The 20,057-nt window shown below is 41.6% G+C and carries 18 protein-coding genes; 3 read left to right on the forward strand and 15 right to left on the reverse strand.

Going from position 1 to position 20,057, the window contains the following annotated elements; genetic code table 11:
* Window positions 1-689 precede the first annotated feature (689 nt).
* On the forward strand, window positions 690-1,424 hold the full coding sequence (locus ND16A_RS02045; RefSeq protein ID WP_033079115.1) for a hypothetical protein: 735 nt from the start codon (window positions 690-692) through the stop codon (window positions 1,422-1,424).
* 107 nt (window positions 1,425-1,531) lie between these two features.
* Here ND16A_RS02045 and fadA read toward each other — a convergent pair whose 3' ends face one another.
* From fadA to ppa, 3 genes are all read right to left on the reverse strand, one after another.
* Window positions 1,532-2,695: an acetyl-CoA C-acyltransferase FadA gene (fadA, locus tag ND16A_RS02040; protein ID WP_033079116.1), complete on the reverse strand. Its 1,164-nt coding sequence runs from the start codon at window positions 2,693-2,695 to the stop codon at window positions 1,532-1,534.
* Window positions 2,696-2,709: 14 nt separating this feature from the next.
* The gene (gene fadB / locus ND16A_RS02035; protein WP_033079117.1) at window positions 2,710-4,881 is read right to left on the reverse strand and encodes a fatty acid oxidation complex subunit alpha FadB; all 2,172 of its coding nucleotides are present in this window, start codon (window positions 4,879-4,881) and stop codon (window positions 2,710-2,712) included.
* 274 nt (window positions 4,882-5,155) lie between these two features.
* On the reverse strand, window positions 5,156-5,704 hold the full coding sequence (ppa, locus tag ND16A_RS02030) for an inorganic diphosphatase (RefSeq protein ID WP_033079118.1): 549 nt from the start codon (window positions 5,702-5,704) through the stop codon (window positions 5,156-5,158).
* 448 nt (window positions 5,705-6,152) lie between these two features.
* Between ppa and ND16A_RS02025 the strand changes: the two genes are divergently transcribed.
* Complete coding sequence (locus tag ND16A_RS02025; protein WP_033079119.1) at window positions 6,153-8,147, forward strand: sodium-translocating pyrophosphatase; 1,995 nt, start codon at window positions 6,153-6,155, stop codon at window positions 8,145-8,147.
* Window positions 8,148-8,343: 196 nt separating this feature from the next.
* On the opposite strand, the gene ND16A_RS02020 is transcribed toward ND16A_RS02025, so the two are convergent.
* The 11 genes from ND16A_RS02020 to dusA all read right to left on the reverse strand — a co-directional run bounded on the left by ND16A_RS02020 (window position 8,344) and on the right by dusA (window position 18,888).
* The gene (locus ND16A_RS02020) at window positions 8,344-9,084 is read right to left on the reverse strand and encodes a phosphoadenylyl-sulfate reductase (RefSeq protein ID WP_033079120.1); all 741 of its coding nucleotides are present in this window, start codon (window positions 9,082-9,084) and stop codon (window positions 8,344-8,346) included.
* On the reverse strand, window positions 9,077-10,816 hold the full coding sequence (gene cysI, locus ND16A_RS02015; protein ID WP_033079121.1) for an assimilatory sulfite reductase (NADPH) hemoprotein subunit: 1,740 nt from the start codon (window positions 10,814-10,816) through the stop codon (window positions 9,077-9,079). Before cysI ends, ND16A_RS02020 begins: the two co-directional genes overlap by 8 nt.
* A complete protein-coding gene (locus ND16A_RS02010; RefSeq protein ID WP_033079122.1) occupies window positions 10,816-12,630 on the reverse strand; it encodes an assimilatory sulfite reductase (NADPH) flavoprotein subunit in 1,815 nt (604 codons plus the stop codon). The genes cysI and ND16A_RS02010 overlap by 1 nt, the downstream gene beginning before the upstream one ends.
* A gap of 234 nt (window positions 12,631-12,864) precedes the next feature.
* A complete protein-coding gene (locus ND16A_RS02005; RefSeq protein ID WP_033079123.1) occupies window positions 12,865-13,545 on the reverse strand; it encodes a TIGR04219 family outer membrane beta-barrel protein in 681 nt (226 codons plus the stop codon).
* 7 nt (window positions 13,546-13,552) lie between these two features.
* Window positions 13,553-14,545: a DUF2333 family protein gene (locus ND16A_RS02000; protein WP_033079124.1), complete on the reverse strand. Its 993-nt coding sequence runs from the start codon at window positions 14,543-14,545 to the stop codon at window positions 13,553-13,555.
* A gap of 10 nt (window positions 14,546-14,555) precedes the next feature.
* Window positions 14,556-15,008: a copper chaperone PCu(A)C gene (locus ND16A_RS01995; RefSeq protein WP_033079125.1), complete on the reverse strand. Its 453-nt coding sequence runs from the start codon at window positions 15,006-15,008 to the stop codon at window positions 14,556-14,558.
* Between the two features lie 154 nt (window positions 15,009-15,162).
* Window positions 15,163-15,498: a hypothetical protein gene (locus ND16A_RS01990; protein WP_033079126.1), complete on the reverse strand. Its 336-nt coding sequence runs from the start codon at window positions 15,496-15,498 to the stop codon at window positions 15,163-15,165.
* Between the two features lie 206 nt (window positions 15,499-15,704).
* On the reverse strand, window positions 15,705-15,914 hold the full coding sequence (locus tag ND16A_RS01985) for a PspC domain-containing protein (RefSeq protein WP_033079127.1): 210 nt from the start codon (window positions 15,912-15,914) through the stop codon (window positions 15,705-15,707).
* A gap of 223 nt (window positions 15,915-16,137) precedes the next feature.
* Window positions 16,138-16,800, reverse strand: coding sequence for a phage shock protein PspA (gene pspA, locus ND16A_RS01980; protein WP_033079128.1), 663 nt, complete (start codon window positions 16,798-16,800; stop codon window positions 16,138-16,140).
* Between the two features lie 14 nt (window positions 16,801-16,814).
* Window positions 16,815-17,132 (reverse strand): hypothetical protein, encoded by a 318-nt coding sequence (locus tag ND16A_RS01975; RefSeq protein WP_033079129.1) that lies wholly within the window; start codon window positions 17,130-17,132, stop codon window positions 16,815-16,817.
* Window positions 17,133-17,904: 772 nt separating this feature from the next.
* A complete protein-coding gene (gene dusA / locus ND16A_RS01970) occupies window positions 17,905-18,888 on the reverse strand; it encodes a tRNA dihydrouridine(20/20a) synthase DusA (protein WP_033079130.1) in 984 nt (327 codons plus the stop codon).
* 171 nt (window positions 18,889-19,059) lie between these two features.
* Between dusA and zur the strand changes: the two genes are divergently transcribed.
* Window positions 19,060-19,494, forward strand: a complete 435-nt coding sequence (zur, locus tag ND16A_RS01965) for a zinc uptake transcriptional repressor Zur (protein WP_033079131.1) — start codon at window positions 19,060-19,062, stop codon at window positions 19,492-19,494.
* 51 nt (window positions 19,495-19,545) lie between these two features.
* Here zur and ND16A_RS21170 read toward each other — a convergent pair whose 3' ends face one another.
* Window positions 19,546-19,758 carry a DUF2375 family protein gene (locus ND16A_RS21170; protein ID WP_152593932.1) on the reverse strand — a complete coding sequence of 71 codons (213 nt, stop codon included), beginning with the start codon at window positions 19,756-19,758 and terminating at the stop codon, window positions 19,546-19,548.
* Window positions 19,759-20,057: the final 299 nt, after the last annotated feature.

The raw sequence follows: 20,057 nt of genomic DNA on the forward strand, positions 1-20,057 counted from the left end.
GTCGAAGCGCAATAACTAAAACGTACTAATCATTCTTTATCGCTAAAATAAATCCTGACTAATATGTTTGTGTGTTCATTCATCATTAAGTAATTATGTGTCCCGAAGGACTATGTAAATTAATCTCGATGTGAGTGCCCACACAAATTGCATGATAACTAATTGTTAAAGAAGCTTTTAACTTAAAGTTAAAAGAAGAGTCAGTCGCATTCGCTGCCCTTGGTATTCAATCTTTCTTGCTTGGAACTGGCTAGTAGCCTTGCCCGAAGCGGATGCGCATTGTACGTCATCCAGTTTTGATGTCAACATGTTTTTTGAAGTATTTCGCAATTAATTTTAAAAGCGTATTTTCAAATTTTTGTTGATTGCTTATTTATCAAATATGATGAACAAACGATTCAAAACCCTTACCAGGTTCTCTCTTAAACTTTCGTTGAGAAGTGCCTTGGAAGTGGATGCGCATTGTAGGGATTTTTGCGGAGCCGTCAACACCTTTTTTCAATTAATTTTAATATAGTTTAAAAAAGCTTTAATATCGTTTAAAAACCAGACGATTGGTTGATTTTGGTTACAAAAAGAAACATTCTTCCTATGATGTTAACCTTTTTGCGTTAAATGGCATTGCATGTTTTTTGAACTTATAGTTAGATATAAGCTCAAAAACTATAACAACAATTCAAGTGAATACTATGAAAGCGCTAATTCTCATTATATCTCTGGCTGTTTTATGCACTCCGGTACATGCAAACAACTCAGACTCACAAGACAAGCTGTTAGAAAAACTGCTGACAAAGTACACTGATAAAAACATTTCAGTTGCCAGAAGTGTGAGTAGTTTACTTAAACGCTATCCAGAATTGGAAGAAGCGATCATCGATATCGCATTTCAAAACTACCCCAATAAATATAAACAAGTGATCAAAGGCGCTATTGCTGCTAACCCACAGTATAGTGAAGATGTGATCAAACTTGCCTTACAGCATGAAGTTGCCAGTTGTGATCAAATAATTAAAGCAGCAATTCAAGCAGAGCCCGCGTACGCTAACGACATCGTGCTTGTTGCCAGTAAACTGCACCCTGAAGACAGAGATCACATTTTCATTACCGCATTAGAAACTCAACCAGTTATGGCGAATAGTATTGTTAATTCTACTACTGAAGAGTATCCCGATGATTTTGGCAGCATATTAGCGATGGCATTTAAAACATTGCCACAAAAATTTATGTCATTGCTGAGCAATGCTTTTAGCAATAACCCAGAGCATAGTGATGCAGTAATAGAGGTGGCGGTACAGTCTCTTGATAAAGAGCACACTCGTTCAATAATTGATCAAGCTATTAAAGCCGGATTACCAGAAGAAGTCGCAATAGAAGTTGCGATTAAAGCAGGAGCCAGTAAAGATTTATTGGTGAAAGCAAATTAAACAATCCCCCTCTAAAGGCTCCTTGCCTGCCGGGTATAAGTACAAACTACAAAACAGGGAAGCTATGCTTCCCTGTTTTATTTAGAAGTGAAGGTTATTAACCTTCATTAAACTCTTTCAAAGACTGTCGCTACACCCTGGCCTAAACCGATACACATAGTTGCCAAACCAATATTGGCATCATTCGCTTCCATTAAATTAATTAATGTTGTTGAAATACGGGCACCTGAACAGCCTAATGGGTGACCTAATGCAATTGCCCCACCATTCAGGTTAATCTTGTCATCCATTACATCAAGCATTCCTAATGTTTTAATACACGATAATGCTTGTGCAGCAAATGCTTCGTTAAATTCAGCCAAATCAATATCCGCAATAGTTAGGCCTGCACGTTTCAGTGCTTTTTTAGTTGCCGGAACCGGACCAAAGCCCATAGTTGCAGGATCGCAACCAGCGACAGCCATGCCACGAATTTTTACTCGTGGCGTTAAGCCTAACGCTTTGGCTTTCTTAGCCGACATTACTAACATCGCACTGGCACCATCAGAAATTGCAGATGATGTACCGGCGGTCACAGCGCCATTAACCGGATCAAATACCGGGCGCAGTGTCGATAGGCTTTCAACAGTACATTCAGGACGAATCACTTCATCTTCAGTAATTACCTTTAATGCACCAGTTTGATCATGGCCTTCAATACCAACGATCTCATTGGCCCAGCGACCTTCTTGTTGTGCCATAAAGGCACGCTGATGCGAACGGGCACCAAATTCATCTTGCATTGCCCGACTAATACCATGTTGTTGACCAAGGAGCTCAGCGGTCAAACCCATATTACCTGCAGCTTTGGCCATATATTTTGCCATCGCGGGGGCGAAATCGACGTCATACATCATCGGCACATGACCCATGTGTTCTACGCCACCAATTAAAAACACGTCACCCATACCCGCCATTATAGAGGTAGAAGCATCGTGTAATGCTTGCATGGAAGAGCCACATAAGCGGTTAACGGTTACCCCGGCAACAGATTTTGGTAGGCCTGCAAGCAATGCAGCATTTCGGCCAATATTGAAACCTTGTTCTTTGGTTTGCTTAACACACCCCCAGATCACATCCTCAATATCGGCGGGATCTAGCTTAGGGTTACGCTGTAAAATTTGTGCCATTAAACTAGCAGATAACTCTTCCGCTCGTACGTTACGATAAATACCGCCTTTTGAACGCCCCATAGGAGAGCGAATACAATCTACAATAACTACTTCATTCATAATAATTCTCCGCTCTACTTAGCTGTTTTAACATCGGTATTAAAATAAGACTTGCCCGATTTTGCCATTTCTCTCAGGCCATCGGTTACTTGATAAATTTCCCCTAAGTGGGCAAATTTATCGGCGGTATCAATAAATGATTGCAAGCCGACAGTTTCAAGGTAACGAATTGGGCCGCCTCTAAATGGCGGGAAGCCTAAACCGTAAATTAAGCCCATGTCAGCTTCAGCCGCGGTATCGACAACGCCTTCTTCTAAACAGCGGATAGTTTCGTTAACCATAGGAATCATCAAACGGGCAATGATTTCTTCTTTGTCAAAACTGCAGGTCTCAGCACACATAGCAGACATCAATTCAATACTTGATTCACTTGCCACTTTTTGTGGTCTGCCACGCTTATCTTTTGAGTACTCATAAAAACCGATGCCATTTTTCTGACCAAAGCGATTATCACTATACAGCGCTTTTATTGGATCATTCTCTTGTTTAGGCATACGGGTTGGGAAACCACTCGCCATTACATCCGTACAGTGATCGGCGGTATCTAAGCCAACAACATCGAGTAAATATGCCGGACCCATTGGCCAACCAAATTGTTTTTCCATCACTTTATCTACCGCGGTATAGTCAGCGCCTTCGAGTAACAGTTGACTGAAACCGGCAAAGTAAGGAAATAACACCCGGTTGATGTAAAAGCCAGGACAGTCATTAACCACAATTGGGGATTTCCCCATTTTCGCGGCATAGGCAACAACCGCGGCAACGGTATCATCGGAAGTATCTTTACCGCGAATGACTTCAACCAATGGCATCTTGTTTACCGGGTTGAAGAAATGCATGCCACAAAAACGCTCAGGCTTGGCAATGCTTTGTGCAAGAAGGTCAATTGAAATTGTTGAAGTATTCGAGGTAATCACCGTGTCGTCACTCACATTGGCTTCAACTTCTTTCAGTACTGCGGCTTTCACCTTCGGGTTTTCAACAACAGCCTCAACGATAATATCGACATCTTTAATGCTGTCATAGGTAAGCGTTGGCGTAATGTTGTTTAGCGTTTGCGCCATTTTCTTGGCATTTAACCGGCCTTTTTCGACTTGCTTGGTTAAAATACCAGCGGCAGTGGTTAAGCCCAGATCTAGAGCCGCATTGTTAATGTCTTTCATCACAATCGGCGTACCTTTATAAGCCGACTGGTAAGCAATACCACCGCCCATAATACCGGCACCTAATACGGCAGCCCGTTCAACTTTTTTAGTAGCCATTTTACCGGCTTTTTTGGCTTTGCCTTTTACTACCTGGTCGGCTAAGAACAAGCCAACTTGCGCGGCACAGGCATCGGTTTTGGCCAATTTACCAAAGGCATCATTTTCTAATAACATGGCAGCGCTGCGATCAAGCTTAACTGATTTTTCTAACAGGTTTACCGTCGCCATTGGTGCCGGGTAGTGTTTACCAGCTTTGGCAAAAACCATGCCTTTGGCGGTATTAAAACTCATCACATGTTCAATGTCAGATAATAATACCGGCTCTAGTTTTTCTTGACGCTTAGCTTGCCAGGCAAGTTTGCCAGCAATGGCATCTTTTAGCATATCAATAGCCGCAGATTTTAAATTCTCTGGTGCGACTACGGCATCTATAGCTCTAAAATCTAGAGCTTGTTGGGCCTTATACGCCTTGCCTGTTGTCATCCATTCAAGCGCATTGTCTACGCCAATAATACGAGGAAGGCGCACTGTGCCACCAAAACCAGGCATTAATCCTAATTTGACTTCCGGTAAACCGATACTGGCATTGGTATCTGCAACTCGGTAATCACAAACTAAGGTAGTTTCACAACCGCCACCTAAGGCAAAACCATTAATGGCGGCAATGGTAGGCATGTTTAAGTCTTCGAACATATCAAAGATGTCACTGCTTGATTTAAACACACCGGCGATTGCTTCATCAGGAGTTTTAAATAACTCGGTAAATTCAGTAATGTCGGCACCAACTATGAACGTAGATTTCGCCGAGGTAACAATAACCCCTTTGGCATCACTGCATTCTGCAATGGCGGTAATAGCGCTTTTATATTCTGCTAACGTTGCAATATTTAACGCATTAACTGAGCCCTTTGAATCGAAACATAACTCAACGATACCGTCGTCAAGTAATTGGGCAGATAGGCAATTGCCTTGATATATCATGCTGAAACTCCCTCGCTCTAAATAAAATTTATTGAAAAGTTATTTTGCTATCAACAATAAACCAGACTGGATGATTAATGGATAGCTTAAATTTATCGATGTCTGAGTTTGCCTTGTCTGTTGCAGCAAAGCAACCATTTTTTCAAACAACTGTTTAAATCCACTGTTTAAATTCATTTTTTAAACGAACAAAGTAAAGAAGTGCAATTAAAAAAATCAAAATTTAGGCATAAAAAAACCCGCCGAAGCGGGTTATTTCGAAGAGAACGAGCAATTAGAATGCTGGTTTATCTTCAGTTTCTTCATAACGTTTTACGCTTGAAACGATTTCATCACGTGCAGCTTTCGCGTCAGACCAACCTTGAATTTTAACCCACTTGCTCGGCTCTAAATCTTTATAGTGCTCGAAGAAGTGAGAAATTTGGTTTAATAATAACTCAGGCATTTGCGTAGCTTCGTTGATGCCACGGTAAATTGTAGATAATTTATCTACTGGAACCGCTAAAATTTTCGCATCTTCACCTGACTCATCGGTCATGTTTAATACACCAATTGGGCGACAGCGAATTACTGAACCCGCTAATAATGGGAATGGTGTAGGTACCAATACGTCTACCGGGTCACCATCAAGAGATAACGTATGTGGTACATAACCGTAGTTAGTTGGGTAATGCATACAAGTTGACATGAAACGATCAACAAAGATTGCTCCTGACTCTTTATCTACTTCGTATTTTACCGGATCAGCATGTGCTGGAATTTCAATAATTACGTTAATTTCTTCAGGTAGGTTTTTACCCGCTGGTACACTATTAAGGCTCATGGCTCTTCCCATTTTGACGATATTTTAAAATTGGCGTTATTATAACGAGTTGAAATTTAAATTCGACTTTTTCGCCGCTAAAATGCACAAATAATTAAAAACTTTAGACTAATGGACTAAAAAAACACGATTTATAGCGCTTCAAAAATTATTATTTAACATCTTGCACTACACTTTTGTGGTGACTAAGAGTAATGTTAAACTAGCGCTGATAAAAAACAGCGTTGATAGCTGCTTATATTCGGCAATATTGATGATTTCAATCACTAATATAATTCAACCAGTATTTGCCTAGCCACATAAACCGCATTGTTAAGTTGTCTCTTCGGTAATGCAAAATAGCATTAATCTTTTACAGTATTAATGCTGGTATGCATGGGTTGAAAACAGACAAAAATAAATCGCCATTGCTAAATGTGCGGTTAATAAAAATAATAATGAGGATTTTATGGAAAATTTACTATACCTGCCTCCTGTTCTTGGTATTGCAGGCCTTATCTTTGCGTTCATTCTTTATAATATAATCAAATCATACGATGCTGGTGGCGAGGCGCTTAAAAAAATCGCCGATCAAATTCATCTCGGTGCCATGGTATTTATGCATCGAGAATATAAGATGCTATTTATTTTTGCCACGGTGTTACTGGTTTTACTGTATTTGTTTGTCGACCCGAATACCGCGTTGGCATTTTTTGTCGGTGCAGTTTCTTCAGCACTAGCCGGTTATATTGGTATGTTTACCGCAACCAAAGCGAATGTGAGAACAACCAATGCCGCCCATGAAAAAGGCGCAGCCCCCGCATTAACCGTCGCGTTTTTTGGTGGTTCGGTAATGGGGCTATGTGTTGCCTCACTCGGGCTTATCGGCTTAGGAACCTTGTATTGGTACTTTGGTGGCGATCCAACCACCACCCACTATATTCACGGTTTTGGCATGGGCGCGTCATCGGTCGCCCTGTTCTCTCGTGTCGGCGGCGGTATTTTTACCAAAAGTGCCGATGTCGGCGCTGACTTGGTGGGTAAAATTGAAGCCGGCATCCCAGAGGACGATCCAAGAAACCCGGGAGTTATTGCCGATAACGTTGGCGATAACGTTGGCGATGTAGCCGGTATGGGCTCAGATATTTTTGAGTCATATTGTGGTTCAATGATCGCGTCCATAGCCATTGCTTCAACGATGGCAGTTGAAACTTTAGGAGACAGGGCTGCATTAATGGCATTACCGCTAATGCTAGCTTCGGTGGGTTTAGTTTGTTCAGTTATTGGTATTTTATTGGTGAAATCGATGTCATCGAGTAGAGCCGAACTTGCGCTACGAGCTGGAACGATTTCAGCTGCAATCTTATTTATCGTTGCCGCCTATTTTACCGTGCAATTTCTAGGGGTTAGTACCAAGGTCTGGGGTGCAGTCTTAGCAGGGGCTATAGGCGGTATCATTATTGGTTTAGTCACCGAGTATTACACCTCGAGTTCTCCCGTTACAAAAATAGCCAAAGCGGGTGAAACCGGTCCTGCGACAGTGATGATCACTGGGCTTTCGGTAGGAATGGAGTCGGTAGTGGTACCGATATTAACGATTTGTGCAATCATTTATTCATCAACACAAATGGCCGGTTTATATGGTGTAGGTATTGCCGCCGTAGGTATGTTAGCCACCGTTGGTATCACGATGGCCATCGATGCCTATGGTCCAGTTGCTGATAACGCCGGCGGTATTGCCGAAATGGCAGGGCTTGGAGAAGAAACCCGGAACATTACCGATTCTCTTGATGAATTAGGTAATACTACCGCCGCTATTGGCAAAGGCTTCGCCATTGGTGCAGCGGCGCTCGCCGCGTTGGCGATTATTGCCGCTTATGTGGAAACCATGACCTTAAAAATTCCAGGATTCACTCTTCACCTGGGGGATCCGCAAGTATTAATTGGCTTATTCATTGGCGGTATGGTGCCATTTTTTATCGCTTCTTTAACCATGACCGCAGTGGGCGATGCCGCCTTTGAGATGATCCATGAAATTCGTCGGCAGTTTAAAGAAATTGACGGTTTATTAGAAGGCAAAGCTGACCCGGATACTGCTCGTTGTGTTGATATTGCCACCACGGCAGCGTTGAAAAAAATGATTTTACCAGGAATTATTGCAGTGAGTGTACCGGTAATTGTTGGCTTTGGAATCAGCCCACAAGCGTTAGGCGGCATGCTAGGTGGGGCACTATTAGGCTGTGTATTGATGGCATTAATGATGGCAAACGCTGGCGGCGCCTGGGATAACGCGAAAAAATACGTGGAAAAGGGTAACTTAGGTGGTAAAGGCAGCGATACTCATTCGGCAACGGTGGTTGGCGATACCGTTGGTGACCCGTTTAAAGACACTTCCGGCCCTTCGATGAATATCTTGATTAATGTGATGGCGATTGTGTCATTGGTCATTGCACCGGTGTTGTAGGGGACAAGGAACTGGGAACGAGGAACTTGGAACTACGGGCTTCTGGCTTCTGGCTTCTGGCAGATTGTGTTAATTTAAATATTATTTGAAACTAACACAGGCTGCCCGTAGCCAGTTGCCCGTAGCTTTTAGAAACAAAAAGACCAGCGTATAAATTACACTGGCCTTTCTTTATTTACCGAGAAGCGGCATGTTATTAAATCCCATCGCCGTCGGTGTGGAGACCACACTCTCGTTGCATGCCGTTAAAGCGAGTGTCCTGTTCATCCATGCCTAGAGTTAACGGTTGGCTTGAATGTTTGTCACCTACCGATACATAGCCCTCATCCCATAGCGGATGGTAGGGTAAGTTATGCTTAGTCAAATATTGATGAACGTCTTTATTGGTCCAGTCAATAATTGGATGGAACTTAAAGCGGCCACGAATAACCTGCAGTACCGGCAATGATTTTCGGTGATCGGTTTGACTACGTCTCACCCCAGAAAACCAGGTGTTGGATTGCAATTCATCTAGGCCTCTTTCTAATGGCTCGACTTTATTGGCGACATTATATTGCTTAAGATCGCTGTCACCTTGCGCCCACTGCTTACCATGTCGGGCACGTTGCCATGCCGGCGAGATATCAGCGCGAAACACTTGCAAATTTAAGTTCAGACGCTCGGTTAACTCATCGATAAACCGGTAAGTTTCTGCAAACAGATAACCGGTATCGGTGAGCACTACCGGAATATCCGGTTTTATTTGAGTAGTCATATGCAACATTACTGCCGACTGAATACCAAAGCTCGAGGTTAAGGCAAAATTATCCGGTAAATGGGAAAAGGCCCATTCGAGTCGCTCGATTGCCGTCATTTTTTCTAACTGCTCATTCCAACTTTGCAATAACGACTCGGGCAAGGTTGCCGGAAAACGCTTGTTTACTGCTAAATTAGCCATGGAAATCCCGTGAACTCACTTTAACTTCAGCCACAATGCCGTGGCGAATTACAAAATCACCAAAACATTCATTGTCATTTCGATGAGCAACCCATAAGCCGATTAATTCATCCATATGAGTCAATACTTGTGCTGAACTGATATTGTCTTGGTACAGTTTTGGTACTCTGGTTCCGGCAATGTTGCCACCTAAATACATGTTGTATTTGTCTGGGCCACGACCTACCAGACCGACTTCAGCCAGCATTGCTCGACCACAGCCATTTGGACAACCTGTTACTCTAAAAATAATGTGCTCATCACTGATGTTGTGCTTTGCCAGCAAGCCTTCGATTTGCGTCACATACTCAGGCAAGAACCTTTCGGCTTCCGCCATCGCTAACGGACACGTTGGAAACGCGACACAAGCCATCGAGTTTTGACGTTGCTGAGATTGACTGGCATCAATCAAACCATGCTCAATGGCAATTTTCTCGATAACGGCTTTTTGCTCTGCTGCAACACTTGCCACAATCAAATTTTGATTGGCGGTCATGCGAAAATCACCTTGATGAATTTCAGCAATAGCTTTTACACCACTTTTAAGAGCAGCATCGGCGTTATCTTTTAACCGGCCATTTTCGATAAACAAAGTTAAATGATGTTTACCATCGATACCTTCAACCCAGCCTATTTTGTCACCACGGTTAGTAAATTCATAAGGGCGGGAATCTGCAAACTTAATGCCGGTACGATTTTCAACTTCCGTTTTAAAAGTCTCAATGCCTACTCTATCTAGCGTATATTTAGTTTTGGCATTTTTACGGTTTACTCGATTTCCCCAATCACGCTGAGTGGTGACTACCGCAGCTGCAAACGCCAGAGTGTCTTTCAATTCGATAAAGCCAAAATCATCGGCGCGACGTGGATAAGTAGAATCATCACCAAAGGTCATTGCCAAACCGCCACCGACTAAGACATTGAAGCCGATCAGGTTTTCGCCATCACTAATGGCAACAAAGTTTAAGTCGTTAGCGTGTACATCAATATCGTTATCTGGTGGAATTACCACGGTAGTTTTAAACTTACGGGGTAAGTAGTTACTGCCTAAAATAGGTTCAACTTCTTGTCCTGCAGTTTCTTCAACTTTTTCACCGTCTAACCACACCTCAGCATAAGCGCGGGTTTTAGGTAACAGGTGCTCACTGATTTTAGTGGCCCATTCGTAAGCCTGTTGATGCAAGACCGACTCAACCGGGTTCGACGTACATAGCACGTTACGATTTACGTCACCGGCGGTGGCGATAGAATCAATACCGATAGAATTTAGCGTTTGATGCATTAATTTAATGTTTGGTTTTAATACTCCGTGAAACTGGAAGGTTTGACGGGTAGTTAAGCGAATGCTGCCGTATGAGGTATGCTCATCGGCAAATTTATCTATCGCCAACCATTGGCTCGGAGTTATTACTCCACCTGGCATTCTTGCCCGTAACATTACGTTGTGTAACGGCTCAAGCTTTTGCTTGGTTCGCTCACCGCGGAAATCACGGTCATCTTGCTGATACATGCCATGAAAACGAATTAATTGAAAATTATCGCTGGTAAAACCACCGGTAATTTCATCATTTAAATCTTCGCTAATGGTGCCACGCAGGTGCTTACTTTCACCTTTAATTCTTTCGTTTACGGCCAGATTGCCTTTAACCACATTAGGATCGGTTGCATCTAAGTTATTTTGATAGTTTGACATTAATAAACATCCTTCTGGTAACGCTTACTAATGCGTAATTGTTTTAAATAATCTTCAGCTTGTTCCGCTGTTTTGTTGCCGTGTTCACTGACTATTGCTACTAATGCCTGATGAACATCTTTGGCCATGCGTTGCATGTCGCCACAAATATAAAAATGGGCGCCATTTTCTAACCAGTTAAATACTTCTTTACCTTGCTTGATAAGCTTATGTTGCACGTATACTTTTTCTGCCTGGTCGCGTGAAAAGGCCACATCTAAGCGATTTAGCAAGCCCGATTTAAGGTAACTTTGCCATTCCAGCTGATATAAGAAATCCTGGGTAAAGGTTTGATCGCCAAAGAATAACCAGTTTTCGCCATTGGCATCTGTGCCTTCACGATGCTGCAAAAAAGCTCTAAATGGTGCAACGCCAGTGCCAGGTCCAACCATGATCACTTTCGTCTCTGGATTTTCTGGTAGGCGGAAATTATTGTTGTGTTCAATGAACACTTTCACTTCGTCATCTTCTTGCAAGCGTTCAATTAAATATCCTGAAGCTGTGCCTAAACGACGCTCGTCATTTGCCTCTGCCGATTCAAAATATTCAACCAAGCCAACGGTTAAGTGAACTTCTTCTTCGACTTCTTCTTGACTCGAAGCAATAGAATATAAACGTGGCGTAAGTGCCGCTAAACTATCCACCAGTTGTTGCCCACTTGGGGTAGCCGGATATATGCTAATTAAATCGATAACTTGTTTGCTGTTAATAAAGTCACGTAATGATTCGTTATCTGTTAACAATGCGTTTAAAGATTCGTTGTCGGCCAAGTTGGCCCAGTTAACGATACTCGCTTTGCTTAAGCCGGTAACTTCAAGCTTTTCAGTTAATGCTAGTTGCAAAGCAATTGATTCATTGCTTATCGATACCGTCTCATCAGCAGCCAGGCCTAACTTAGCAATTATTTGCGTGACTAACGCAGCATCATTGACCGGCCAGATACCCAAGGCATCACCTGGTTGATAGCTGATACCGGAATCGCTCAAATCAATCTCTATATGTTGCACCACTTTGTTTGAATCGCGACCGGTGATTTTTTGGTTCGCCAATACCGTTGCGACAAATGGATTCTCTTTGCTGTAGACACTGGCACTTGCCGCAGTATTTACTGAGTCAAACGGTAAATGCACAACTTCCGCAGTGCTGCTGGTAAGCGTATCGGCCACTTGTTTCAACGTAGATTCTTGCCAGGTTTTCGCCTGCTCTTGATAATCAACATCACAATCGATACGATCGCTAATGCGTTTTGCCCCAAGGCTTGCTAATTTTTCATCAAAATCTTTGCCGGTTTGACAGAAGAACTCATAGCTCGAGTCTCCTAAAGCCAATACCGAATATTGCAATGAGTTGAGTTTAGGCGCACGCTTTGAACTTAAGAAGTCATGCAATGCCATCGCATCATCGGGTGGCTCGCCTTCGCCATTGGTGCTGGCAATCACTAATAAATGAGTTTCTGCTTTTAAGCTTTTAGGCTTGTAGTCGCTCATATTGACCAAAGTGGCTGTGATCCCCTGGCTTAAGGCACTACTATGAACTTGTTCTGCAACACCTTTAGCGTTACCAGTTTGTGAACCATACAATATCGTCAGTTTACCAGCCGGGCTTGCCGCAGCTTGTGGCTGGACAATACTAGGCGCAGTTTCACTTTTTGCCGCCAGATAACCGCTTGCCCAGGCAAGTTGCAATGGTGAATATTGATGAATCACCTGTTGTAATTGTTGCAGTTGGTCACTGCTTAAACTTGACCCTAAGTCATTATTGGCTTTTACCAGCATGGTGCTGCTCCAAACTCTACACTAATTTAATATGGGTAAATGATAAACAGCATTGAGTAAAACACAAAAGAATAGATAACGATTTTTTATTCCAAAAACGAATATGAACTTATCATTGAAAACGTAAAATCGTTATTCTTAATCACCATAATCAGTTAAGCCACTGATAATATTAAAATGAAAAAGCCCTGATTAGGCTACTAATCAGGGCTTTGTTGTGATTTTTAAGGTCGATTAGAAGTGCACTTCAACACCGGCAAAGGCACCATCAAAATCCAGATCGGCGGTAATGCCATCAAGATCATCGATATCAACCGTTACAGCACGATAACCAACAGAAAGATTGACATCAATAAGCATGTTATCGATTAACGCATAGGCAATACCCGCTTGATAATCAGCAAAGGTATGATCATCAAGGCTTAAGAAATTGCCTTCCGCAAAAAGACTCAGGCCGGTAAGTGGTAAACCAACTTGGGCTGAAGCATACAGCATAGGAACAATTTCATCTAAGTTGTCATCATCAATATCACCGCTAAGATCCTTGGCGGTGATACCGAAGTCAAAGGCAAATAGGTCATTATCAAACAATTCATAATATAAGGTGTAATCGGTGTAGCTTAAATCGATTTCAGTATCACCGAAACCTGTTGTTTCAGTACCCTGCGACATTAGCTCGGAACGGGCAATTTTAGCATTTGGTATAAACGGTATCGGGTGTTCTAATTCAATATAGTAACGAGCTTGTGTCTCATCATCATAGCTGAATTCGTCTTGAAAGATGCCAACATCATGGCTACCGTCTGTGGCCATATCCCAAACTTGAGCACCAACATAGACACCGATTGCATCGGCTGAGGCCGTCGTACTTGTTAACATCATTGCCGTAGCAATTAACGCAGCTGTTTTTTTCATCTTGTTTTTATCCTTGACTTAGTAATTCTCTTAAATCGATTAATGCCGCATTGGCTCTAGAAATGTAATTGGCCATGACTAAAGAATGATTGGCACCAATACCGAAGCCACTACCATTAAGGATAAGTGGACTCCAAACCGTATCTTGAGTAGCTTCAAGCTCTCTTATTATTTGACTGACACTAACGGTAGCATTTTTGTTCGCGAGCACATCGGCAAAGTCCACCTCAATGGCCTGTAACATGTGCAATAACGCCCAGCAGGCACCACGAGATTCGTAAAATACATCGTCAATTTTCCACCAACTGGTTTTTATAATAACCGCAGAGGCTGACAATGTAGATTGTTGCGCATCTTTGTCTCCGGCTAAATCAGTATTTAATTGATTTCGGCCGACACTGGCACTTAAGCGTTGCGAATAACTGCCTAAGCGCTTTTCAATTTCTCTTAGCCAGTCACGTAAATTATCGGCGCGAGCGTAGAACTGAGCGTCTTGAATTAACGGATCGGCTAAGTCGTTACGGTATTTATATAAATCATCAATGGCTGAACTATATTCACCTTCTGCACTCGGGATAGCCCAGTTATAAGCGTCGATATTAAATTTTGGCTGGGCATTTTTTAAATGCTTATTCTCTAAAGATTGCGACTGTGAACGGCTAAATGATTGCCGCATTACCAAAGACAGGTCACGTACCATCTCTAATACGCCAAATTCCCAAGCGGGAATATTATCCAGAAACACTGAAGGCGGAGTCACATCATTGGCAAGATAACCACCCGGCTTATCTTGCATTTTTTCTGCAACCCTGATCAACGTGGTGGTGGTGGTATAGCCGACTACAGGCTTTACACCAGCGGCCTTGGCATCAGCAATAGCTTGCTCTCTGACATTAAAAGTGTCGGGTTCAAAACTCCAGAACACGCCGAGTAGGTAAAACAAAAAGGCCACGACAAATGTCGTGGTTGCAATAGATTTAAACGAAAACTTAAAAGTCATAACTTATCCTTTAGGGTTGATGACGCTTTGCCGGTTTATTCAGCCCTTTCACTGGGACTTTAATTTTCATACTTGGCTGATTATCAAAGTGTAGCATCATGCTAATTTCAGTATTCGCGGTTAACGGCTGTTGTAAATTAAATATCATAATGTGATAACCATGAGGTTGGAGTACAACATTGTCACCGGCATTGATAATGATAGATTGTACTTGCTGCATTTTCATCATGTCGCTAGTCATTACGTGCTCGTGCATTTCGATGCGCTCACTCACACTTGAAGTTACAGCGGTGAGTTTAACCGCTTTGGCAGAAGTGTTGGTAATGATCATATATGCCGAACTGATCTCCGTACCAGGAATAGTTTCTCTAACATATTGCTCACTGACCAAGAGTTCCGCGGAAAATGCGTTAAATGAAAGAAAAGTGCTAAGAAGTACAGCGATAGAGAAACGAATCTTCATAGATTAAAGCCGCAACAAGAGATTAAAGGGTTAGGTATATATGAATAATCTCTTATTTAACCGCATTCGACAATCAAATTCAGCGAATTATTTGAAAATATTGTCAATTTTTACTTATTTTTATATCGCTTCAGTAGAATTTAACTTGGCGTAGCTATTGGCTGATTGGCTTTTCTCGGGTGCAAAGCCATATTACCATGGCAATAAAAAATATTGGCCAGAAGATGCCAACACCCACCAGTAATATGCCGCCACACAACAGCAAACAGGCAAAAATCAAGGTACCAAAAACACTCAACACAATCGCTAACGCTGCCACCACAAGCACCACCATGACCAGAGCAGATATACTAATCGCCTTTAACGGTTCAACTTGATGTTGATCCCTATAAATACTGATATCAAACCATTCGATAATGCTTACGCCAAACACATAAGTAAGCATGATGGTGGCAAATACTGCCAGAATTAATGATTTAAAAAATGTCATCGCTTCTTCCTTAAATGATTAACAAGGTAAGTGCTTTGTATATTTATACCAAGTTGACTAATGAACTGATCATTTTTAATGGCTAAAACAAATAACTACTGCGTTATAAAATTGATAAGTAGGATAACTACTTACTAAATTTTATGCCTTGTATTTATCCGTTTTCCCTCATGAAAAAGTAGACCCCTTTATTAATCAAATTGGTATTAGTGCCGATTAGGCATTAAAAATGCGGCAACAACATAGGCAACAACACTTGCCACTGGCATCATAAAACCAAACACCACTACTGCCACTCTTACCCCAAAACGTGGTAAGTCAAAATGACGGGCGAGGCCAGCACAAACACCAGAAATTTGCTTGTGAACCAAGTCTTTACTTAATGGGCGTTCAACGCGATATTTATTTGAATTCATAATGTACTCCTGATAGGTCGTTAACTAAGGTTAAAGTTAATTTTGTATGGTTAACTTTGGTTGGCTAAGCATGCATATACTTAGCGATACCAAACACACCGGCACCAATAAAAAACGTGGCTACTGGTACTAACCATAAAGTGAAAATAATTGTAAATGGGAACATAACGTTTACCTGCTTTACCTTTGCTGTTGCTTGTTTGTTGTTGTAGCGTTAATGGCGTTAGCCATTAACTACTTTTTTCTTCATTTCTTGTAATTGCTGCTCGATTAGATCTTGATTTTCTAACTCAGCAATTTGACTCTCTAAACTCTGGTTTTTAGCAAAATCGAACGCTTCAACTTCCGCTTCAACCTGATCAACTTTTTGTTGATAACGTTCAAACTTGGCGATTGCATTATCGATATTGCCAGTGTCGATTGTGCGACGAGCTTTCAAACGAACTTCGGCTGACTGCTGGCGAAGAACCATTGATTCCTGGCGACGCTTGGCTTCAGCCAATTTATCTTGTAAACGTTGGCAATCGCTTTGTACGCCATCGAGCATTTCATCGATGCTGCTCATTTCAGCGTGGACAGACTCTAGTGATTGTTCACTTTTTTGTTTTTCCACTAATGCGCTGCGCGCCAAATCTTCACGACCTTTCGCTAAGGCTAATTCTGCCTTTTGCTGCCAATCTGCTACTTTTGCTTCTAATGAACGTAATTGACGAGTTAAGGTTTTTTTCTCCGCAATATTTTTTGCGGCTTGTGAACGAACCTCAACCAGAGTTTCTTCCATTTCCTGAATAATTAAACGAATTAGTTTTTCAGGGTTTTCAGCCTTTTCTAATAAGCTGTTGATATTGGCGTTAATAATGTCTGTTAATCTGCTGAACATGCCCATGATGTTGCTCCTTATTATTTTGGTAAGTCTTCTGAAGAATCATCTTCTTCATTAAATTGCGAATTATTGCTCATCTCACTAATGGTCACCGTTGGTACACCTTTGGCTGAAGCAAAAAATGAATCAATGTTAAAATTGCCAACTTCTTGCTCTATGCTATTTGCGATTTGCTGAGTAACTTGATTGAACACTGCCTTAGATTGCTGTGTTACCACCATTGAGACGGTGTTTTCTAATGACATAAGTTCATCGGCCTTGGCTGACGTTGTTGCCATTACACTTGCTGTTAATAATGCTGCTAATACTGATGCTTTAGTTGTAAACTTGTTCATAATCCAATCCTCTTTACTTTGTATTCAAATTAATTAGTTAATTTATTGTTTAGCTATTTTTGCTAATAATGATTAATACAATACAAGTGTTGTGCCAAGTTTGATTTATTTTTTAACAAGCTGTTTTTAAAGAGATTTTTTATTTGCGATAATTTAATCTAATAATTTAACATTTGATTAACTAACTAGAGGTTAGTATTTTTAACCACAAACTTAGTCTATTTAACCACGTTAATTTATTGTTCGGCAAAATCAGACATTTAGCCGAATTGATATTGTTTAATACGGGTAGTTTTTAATTGAAATGACCGCATTGCGGTTAAGGAAAGTGACAAATTGAGAATGTGAAAATGCGAGAACAGGCAGGCGGTACTAGGAAACGCTAAACTACAAGGCAGGTAATTCCTCTGTTTCTAAAGTAGGGTTACTGCCCTCAAGGAATGTCACTATTAGAGAACACAGTAAAAAACAAAACCCAGGTAACATTAAGATCAAAAACATTGCAACAAACGAAAACATATTTCCTCCGGACTATTAATATTTATTGAATTTATATCTTAGTCGCAGCAAACGGCAAAAAGGTTTAGTTTTTTTACAATTTATTTAACATTTTTTTATCATTGACTGATCATTGTCTGAAAATCCCCATATCAAGGCACTTTAGCGCATATGGGGATTTACGATTTAGTTGTACCGACTTTAGGCTATAAGCAGGTTCGAGCTATTGGCTTCGAGCAACGGGCAGCCTGCCTAGTAAACTTAGGCTCTAACTCTAATCAATGGCGGCTGTTGTACCGGTTAATGCAAACGCTTGACGAAGAACGCTTGAGTCGGCCCCCTCGCGGCCGGCATTTTCACTTAAATATCGACGATAACGACGTGCGCCAGGCAAGCCATTACATAGTCCCAGCATGTGTCGCACTATATGCCAAACTCTGCCACCATCAGCGACACATTTATCTATATACTCACACATGGCATCAATGATCTCGGCACGCGTTAGCTGCGCTTTATCTACACCAAATACTTGCTGGTCTGCCAGACTCAGCATATAAGGGTTTTGATAGACCTCTCTGCCGATCATTACGCCATCAATGTGTTGCAAATGCTCTATGCTCTGTGCCAGCGTTTTAATGCCGCCATTTATTGAAATGTCTAAATGGTGAAAGTCTTGTTTAATTTGATACACCCGTGAATAATCAAGTGGCGGAATTTCACGGTTTTGTTTTGGGCTTAAGCCACTGAGCCAGGCCTTACGAGCATGAACAATAAAATGCTGACAGCCGCCCTGGCCGACCACATCGACAAAATTATGCAAAAACTCATAGCTGTCGAGATCATCGATGCCAATGCGAGACTTCACGGTGATTGGCACTGACACGGCGTTTTGCATCGATTGCACACATTCAGCAACCAATTCAGGCTCTGCCATCAGGCATGCCCCAAATCGACCGTTTTGTACCCGGTCAGACGGACAGCCAACATTAATATTTATTGCGTCGTAGCCATATTGTTCCGCTTTCCTGGCGCATTCGGCCAACGCTTTCGGATCGCTGCCACCCAGTTGTAACACTATGGGGTGTTCTTCCTGGTTATATGACAAATAATCGCCTTTACCAAATAATATCGCTCCGGTAGTTACCATTTCGGTATACATAACCGTGTGAGTTGATAAGAGGCGTAAAAAATAACGACAATGACGATCGGTCCAATCAAGCATAGGAGCAATGGAAAGTTTATCGGAAAATTGATTCATTTATATTAGGGCACTATTGGCTTTGGTGATTGCTGAAAATTATAAAGTAATATCGATGAATAAACAAAAGCATAGCCTTCTATTTATGGAAGAGTTTACACTAGTGGCACGGCAAACATCCTGTGTTACACTAGTGAAAACAGTAACGTATTGAATTTGCAGCAGAGATACATGAACTCACAATTACTTTTACAACAAGCCAAAAAGGCTTGCCAAAAAAACGGGGCTCGACTTACCACAGCCCGTGAACAAGTGTTTTTATTGATGGCTGAAACTGAAGGCGCTATTGGCGCTTATGATTTATTGGATAAGCTGAAAGCTCTGGACCCTGGCGCCAAGCCGGCAACGGTTTATCGAGCCCTCGACTTTCTTGCCGCGCAAGGCTTTGTTCATAAAATTGAATCAATAAATTCATTCTTATTGTGTGATCACTTCAGTGAATGCAATCATCCGGTACAGCTACTAATATGTGACAGTTGTGGTCAGGTTGAAGAAATTCAATCGAATAATCTCGATTTAGCGATACGAGCGATGGCCGACGCCAGCGGTTTTACCATTAATAAGCAAGTCGTAGAAGCGCATGGCAAGTGTCGAACTTGCCAATAGGGTGGTAAAATCCTGGTTAAGATTAACTTGTTTAAGCAGACTTATGTCTGGTTATGAGAAAAGAGATCTGTCACCAAGTGAATTCCTGACATGACAATTACCATCTAATACCGCAATGATAATTTTGTCCTCTCGATAGGAGCGAGGAAAAATCACTCGTTTATCAGGCTCTACTTTTAAATTTTCCAGAACATCGGTACAGATAGATGTCATATCACTTTGGTGGTAATACAACACTGTGACCGTATTACTTTCACTCGCCATTACTGTACCCCTATGATAAATAAGCGTTAATCATAATTTCTATGGTAATGTTTAAACATTATGCCTGGCATCTTTACTTAAGCAAACGACAGAGAAATTTATAACGGTTGCTATAAACTATAGTAAGGGAATTGCTTAACGTCTACCTATACCAATTGGCTAGCAAAGGGGACGAATTGACTCAAATTAAAGGTAACCCTAGCGATTTAGCAATAAGCTGAAAAACATATCGTTGACTCATAATTAATGTAACCCTGTTCAGGAGCATTAATTATGCAGCTTAAAGAACGCAGAAGTTA

Origin of the sequence: Thalassotalea sp. ND16A, from assembly GCF_000764205.1 — a bacterium.
In the GTDB taxonomy this organism is placed as follows: Bacteria; Pseudomonadota; Gammaproteobacteria; order Enterobacterales; family Alteromonadaceae; genus Thalassotalea_A.